Below are 4,987 nucleotides of genomic sequence, written 5' to 3'. Positions count from 1 at the left end.
CTGCGATCTTTTGACGTTGTTTTTTAAAAGACAAGATCAAAAGATCGCAGCCTTCGGCAGCTCCTACAGGGGGGGTATCGGGACAGGGTATGATGGGGCGTTTTTTGCCGGAGTCGCTCGTCATGCCACGTATCACCCACTACAAAACCCCATGCCCCGAGGGCGTCAACAGCCAGATTCTGCAGATGGTTGTCGACTACCTGACTGATATCAGTGCGGTCGGTCTTGGCCCGAGCAATCTGCTGTACAACGTCTATCAGTATGCGGTCGGCTATGAGGTGCATCTGTATCTGGAGGCGTTGAACGGCGAGAAGGGCACTGAGGTGGAGTTGTTGGTGGCCACCGATGATGACGATCCGGAACAGGTCATCGGCTTTCTCTTGTACCTGCCGGTGCAGGGCGATTGGGAGGCGTGCAGCGTCGCTTACATGGCGGTGCGCGAAGGGTATCGGCGCCAGGGTGTGGCGCGGGCAATGATTGGCGAAATGGTCGGGCGTTATCCGCATGCCGAGCTGGCCTGCACCGTTGGCAAAGTCCCGTACTTCGAAGCGTTGGGTTTTGAAGTGATCGGTCAGCGCGAGACGCAAGTGCTGATGAGTACCCGCCATTACCGCAGCAACGGCCTGCGCGGTTTTATCGATACCACACCGATTTACCGATCATTGGAAGTGCAGCAGATTCACACCTACCTGCTGCAGAAAAACAGCAAACGGGCGATGCTCGACGCGGAGAAGCAGCGCGACCGCCATCTCGACCAGACCACCCGACATACCGAAGAATTTGTCCGCCAGCGCCTGACGGTGCACTGATACTACTTCGGCAAAAAAGCCCTTGCCGGGAATCCCGCAGCAAGGGCTTTTTTGTACCCGCCATTCAGCCGAGTTTGACGTTCATGGTGATCCGCGCCGTGAACACTTTTTTGCCCTCGGTATCGTGAATGTCCACATTGACGATTTTGTCGCCCGCGCTTTGCCAATCCACGCCCTCGCCAGTGGCTAGCGCTGTGACATCGGTTTTCGCCTTGGCCAGATACTCCACGGTCATGCCTTTGGGAATCCAGCGCGCGCCGGGCGGAATCGACACGTCAGTCATCATCCCGGCAGCCAGTTCTGCGGCGTTGCACATGGCAATCGCATGGACGGTGCCGAGGTGGTTGGTGATTTCGCGGCAAAAGGGCACTTGCACGGTTGCCGCATTCGCTCGCAGTTCCGTCACCAGCGGATTGATGGTGCTGAAATACGGTGCGACCTGGCAGGCCATCTGGCTGAAAGCTTGCGGACCTGCGCTGTTGAACATGCTGAGAAACTGACTCATGGAGATCCCTCGCTGAACGTGATTTGCGGAATTATGTTCCGTTACAGAATAATATTCTGTAACGGAACGGTATTCTGTTCAGAGGAATTCTGTCAACCTATGCACGTTTTCGCATTGGGCACGATGTGCCTTTTCCCTTCGTTGATTTCGGGTCGCAAGCCGCATGGAAACCGCCGATTTACTGGAACGCAGCTACCCCGGACGTCGCGCCGAACTCAAGCGCGATATCTTTCGCAAGGCGCTGAGCCTGTTCAACGAGCAGGGGATCGAGGCCACCACCATCGACATGATTCGTGCCGAATGTGACACCAGCGTCGGGGCGATCTACCACCATTTCGGCAACAAGGAAGGTCTGGTCGCGGCGCTGTTCTTTACCGCGCTGGACGATCAGGCGCGTCTGCGCGACGCCTACCTCGACGCGGCAAAAACTACCGAAGAAGGCGTTCAGGCGCTGGTGTTCAGTTACCTCGATTGGGTCGAGCAGCAGCCGCAATGGGCACGGTTCCAGTACCACGCGCGGTTCGCCGTGACCAAAGGACCGTTCAAGGAGGAGTTGGCCGAGCGCAACAAGACGCGCAATCTGCGCCTGCGTGACTGGCTGGCCGAATCCGGACGCGCCGCCGAACTCAAGGCGTTGCCCGCCGAGTTGTTGCCGTCGCTGATCATCGGTCAGGCCGACAGCTATTGCCGGGCCTGGCTGGCCGGCAGGGTGAAGGGCAGCCCGACGGCGTATCGCGAGTTGCTGGCGCAAGCGGCATGGCGCTCGATTCGCGATGAAACACTGCCTGACAGCTGATTTACGAGGGCAAAAAACAGCCTGAAAACGCTTTGGCGGAGACGAAGTAGAGCACGTGAGGCGGCGGCTCCTTCGACCATTGCAATGATTGTCGCGTACAACTCGTCACCTACCCCCCCTGTAGGAGCTGCCGAAGGCTGCGATCTGTTGCTCTTGTTTCCAAAGATCAACAGATCGCAGCCTCGTTTCACTCGTCAGCTCCTACCGGGGGGGGGAAGCCGTTACTGTAGGAGCTGCCGCAGGCTGCGATCTGTTGCTCTTGTTTCCAAAGATCAAAAGATTGCAGCCTCGTTTCACTCGTCAGCTCCTACCGGGGAGGTGTGGGGTTGACGCCGTTCCTGTAGGAGCTGCCGCAGGCTGCGATCTGTTGCTCTTGTTTCCAAAGATCAAAAGATCGCAGCCTCGTTTCACTCGTCAGCTCCTACCGGGGGGGAGTGACGCCGTTCCTGTAGGAGCTGCCGCAGGCTGCGATCTTTTGCTCTTGTTTCTGAGGATCAAAAGATCGCAGCCTCGTTTCACTCGTCAGCTCCTACCGGGGAGTTTGTGGGGTTAGCGGGCGCCGGGCCAGCCGGCCTTGTCGAGGGCGGCGAGCAGGGTTTGCGCATCCAGCCCCGGCACGGCATGGCCATTGCCGGCGGTGCTTTCGCTGGCGAGCAGGGCGTTGATGATTGCCTCTTCAACCGCTTCAGTGGCGGCCAGAAACAGCTCGCTGATGTGGTCGTTATTGACCATGCGCAAACCCTCGCAGGTCGACGCGCCTTTGCCTTCATACGCGGCCGGCGGAACGTGATCATTGCCGGTGGCGAAGGCGACGAAGATGTCGCCGCTGTGATCCTCGTTACCGCCGCCGGTGCGCGCCAGACCGAGGCTGGCGCGTTGCGCCAGTCGCGTGCATTGATGGGGCAGCAGCGGTGCATCGGTGGCCAGGCAGACCACAATCGAACCCATGCCCGGATGCGGCAACGAGGCCCGCAGGAACGGTGAATCCACCTGTTCCATGTAGCGGCCGACCGGGTAACCGTCGACTCGCAATTCACTGCGAACGCCGTGGTTGGCTTGCACGATCGCGCCCACCGTCCAGCCGCCCTGAGCATCGCTCAATCGGCGTGATGCGGTGCCGATGCCACCCTTGAATTCATGGCAGATCATGCCGCTGCCACCGCCCACCGCGCCTTCCTGTACCGGGCCGGCGACCGCGTTGCGCATGGCTTCGGCGACGTGTTCAGGCTTGACGTGAAAACCGTTGATGTCGTTGATCAGCCCGTCGTAAGTTTCCAGCACCACCGGCATGTTCCAGTAGAGGCGGCCATCGTCCGGTTGCTGCTCACGGTCCAGCACAATCAGCGCATCACGCACCACGCCGAGGCTGTGGGTGTTGGTAAACGCGATCGGGCTGGTCAGTAATCCGGCCTCGCGAATCCACTCAAGCCCGGTGGCATCACCGTTGCCGTTGAGCACATGCACCCCGGCAAAGCACGGTTGCTGGCTCATCGAACCCGGGCGCGGCTCGATCAGCGTGACGCCGGTGCAGATGTCGCGCCCGGCGCTGCTGCGACCGCGCACATTGCTGTGGCCGACGCGGATGCCCGGCACATCGGTGATGGCGTTGAGCGGGCCGGGGTGCATCTGGCCGATACGGATATTCAGGTCACGGGCGCGAGGTTTCATCGATATCTGTCTCTCTATAAATATTGGGCCGATCGCCAACCCTGTGGCAGCTGGCTTGCCAGCGATGACGGTGCTTCACCCGACGGATGTATCGGCTGAACAGACGCCATCGCTGGCAAGCCAGCTCCCACAGGAACAGGCGGTATTTGCAAATGCTGAACCACGCTCAGTCACCGGTTGATATCCCCACACCGCCCCCGCATGATGCGGCTCTGCTGGCATGTGGCCGGTGATGAACAACAGTGGTCAGCCTACCGGGCCGACTGCGCCTGACCCATTCCCTTCATGGGTTATACAAAAGGGGTAGAGCGTGGACGCGTTGTTGCAGGAATTGCCGGTGCATCAAAGTCTGGCGCGGGTATTTGCCAGCATCGGGCAGGAGGTTTTCTGGCGCGCATTGGTCGATACCCTGCGGCTGCTGGTGCCGCTGGACAACGCACTGGTTGCGGTGATGACGGCGGGGCAGGCGCCGCAATTGCTGATCGACTTCGACAGCAAGGGCCGCCCGGACGACCAGGAAGAACTGGCCGGTTACACCGCAGGCATGTACCTGCTCGATCCGTTCTATCAAACCGCGACCACCGGCATTGCCGATGGTTTGCACAGCCTGGCGTCGGTGGCGCCGGATCAGTTCCTGCACAGCGAGTACTACCAGAGTTACTTTCGCTCGGTGGTGGGCGAAGACGAATTGCAGTTCATCATCAATGTCGAGGCGGGCGTGCTCGGCCTGTCACTGGGGCGCTCGACGACGTTCAGCGCGAGCGAGCAGGGCCGGCTCTTGTGCGTGCGCGATTGGGTGCTGGCAGCGATGCATCGACACGTGCAACTGCTGCCGCCGCAAGGGCCAGCCGCTGAAGCAGTGGTGGGGGATCTGGCGACCTTGCTCGATCGCTTTGAAGCGCGCCTGACCGTGCGCGAGGTCGACACCGCGCGGTTGATCCTGCAAGGCTTTTCCAGCAAGGCCATCGCCCAGCAAATGGGCATTTCGCCGGAGACGGTCAAAGTCCATCGGCGCAATCTGTACCACAAGCTCAATGTCACCGGACACGGCGAATTGTTCGCCCTGGTGCTGCGCCAAAACCGCGATGGATGATTCGCCCTGGTGCTGCGCCAAAATCGCGATGGATGATTACTGTAGGAGCTGTCGAGTGAAACGAGGCTGCGATCTTTTGATCTTGTGTTTTAACAGCAACATCAAAAGATCGCAGC

General features: G+C 59.9%; 5 protein-coding genes. 3 read left to right on the top strand and 2 right to left on the bottom strand.

Annotated elements, in window-relative coordinates; all coding sequences use genetic code 11:
* Positions 1-122: 122 nt before the first annotated feature.
* Positions 123-809 (top strand): GNAT family N-acetyltransferase, encoded by a 687-nt coding sequence (locus tag PMI37_RS17245; protein ID WP_008083086.1) that lies wholly within the window; start codon positions 123-125, stop codon positions 807-809.
* Between the two features lie 64 nt (positions 810-873).
* Here the strand turns inward: PMI37_RS17245 and PMI37_RS17240 are convergent, their stop codons facing one another.
* A complete protein-coding gene (locus tag PMI37_RS17240; RefSeq protein WP_008083085.1) occupies positions 874-1,314 on the bottom strand; it encodes a hotdog fold domain-containing protein in 441 nt (146 codons plus the stop codon).
* Positions 1,315-1,477: 163 nt separating this feature from the next.
* Between PMI37_RS17240 and PMI37_RS17235 the strand changes: the two genes are divergently transcribed.
* Entirely contained in the window at positions 1,478-2,110 is a 633-nt protein-coding gene (locus PMI37_RS17235; RefSeq protein ID WP_008083084.1) for a TetR/AcrR family transcriptional regulator, read from the top strand.
* Between the two features lie 549 nt (positions 2,111-2,659).
* Here PMI37_RS17235 and PMI37_RS17230 read toward each other — a convergent pair.
* Positions 2,660-3,778: a DmpA family aminopeptidase gene (locus tag PMI37_RS17230; RefSeq protein ID WP_008083083.1), complete on the bottom strand. Its 1,119-nt coding sequence runs from the start codon at positions 3,776-3,778 to the stop codon at positions 2,660-2,662.
* A gap of 310 nt (positions 3,779-4,088) precedes the next feature.
* Between PMI37_RS17230 and PMI37_RS17225 the strand changes: the two genes are divergently transcribed.
* The gene (locus PMI37_RS17225; protein ID WP_008083081.1) at positions 4,089-4,871 is read left to right on the top strand and encodes a helix-turn-helix transcriptional regulator; all 783 of its coding nucleotides are present in this window, start codon (positions 4,089-4,091) and stop codon (positions 4,869-4,871) included.
* Positions 4,872-4,987 lie beyond the last annotated feature (116 nt).

Origin of the sequence: Pseudomonas sp. GM80, assembly GCF_000282515.1 — a bacterium.
Classification (GTDB): domain Bacteria; phylum Pseudomonadota; class Gammaproteobacteria; order Pseudomonadales; family Pseudomonadaceae; genus Aquipseudomonas.
This window is presented reverse-complemented; position numbering and strand designations above follow the sequence as displayed.

What these genes read in the sequence shown, in the direction of transcription:
- PMI37_RS17245 (WP_008083086.1), top strand. Translation starts at nt 123, where the DNA reads ATGCCACGTATCACCCACTACAAAACCCCATGCCCCGAGGGCGTCAAC.
- PMI37_RS17240 (WP_008083085.1), bottom strand. Translation starts at nt 1,314, where the DNA reads ATGAGTCAGTTTCTCAGCATGTTCAACAGCGCAGGTCCGCAAGCTTTC.
- PMI37_RS17235 (WP_008083084.1), top strand. Translation starts at nt 1,478, where the DNA reads ATGGAAACCGCCGATTTACTGGAACGCAGCTACCCCGGACGTCGCGCC.
- PMI37_RS17230 (WP_008083083.1), bottom strand. Translation starts at nt 3,778, where the DNA reads ATGAAACCTCGCGCCCGTGACCTGAATATCCGTATCGGCCAGATGCAC.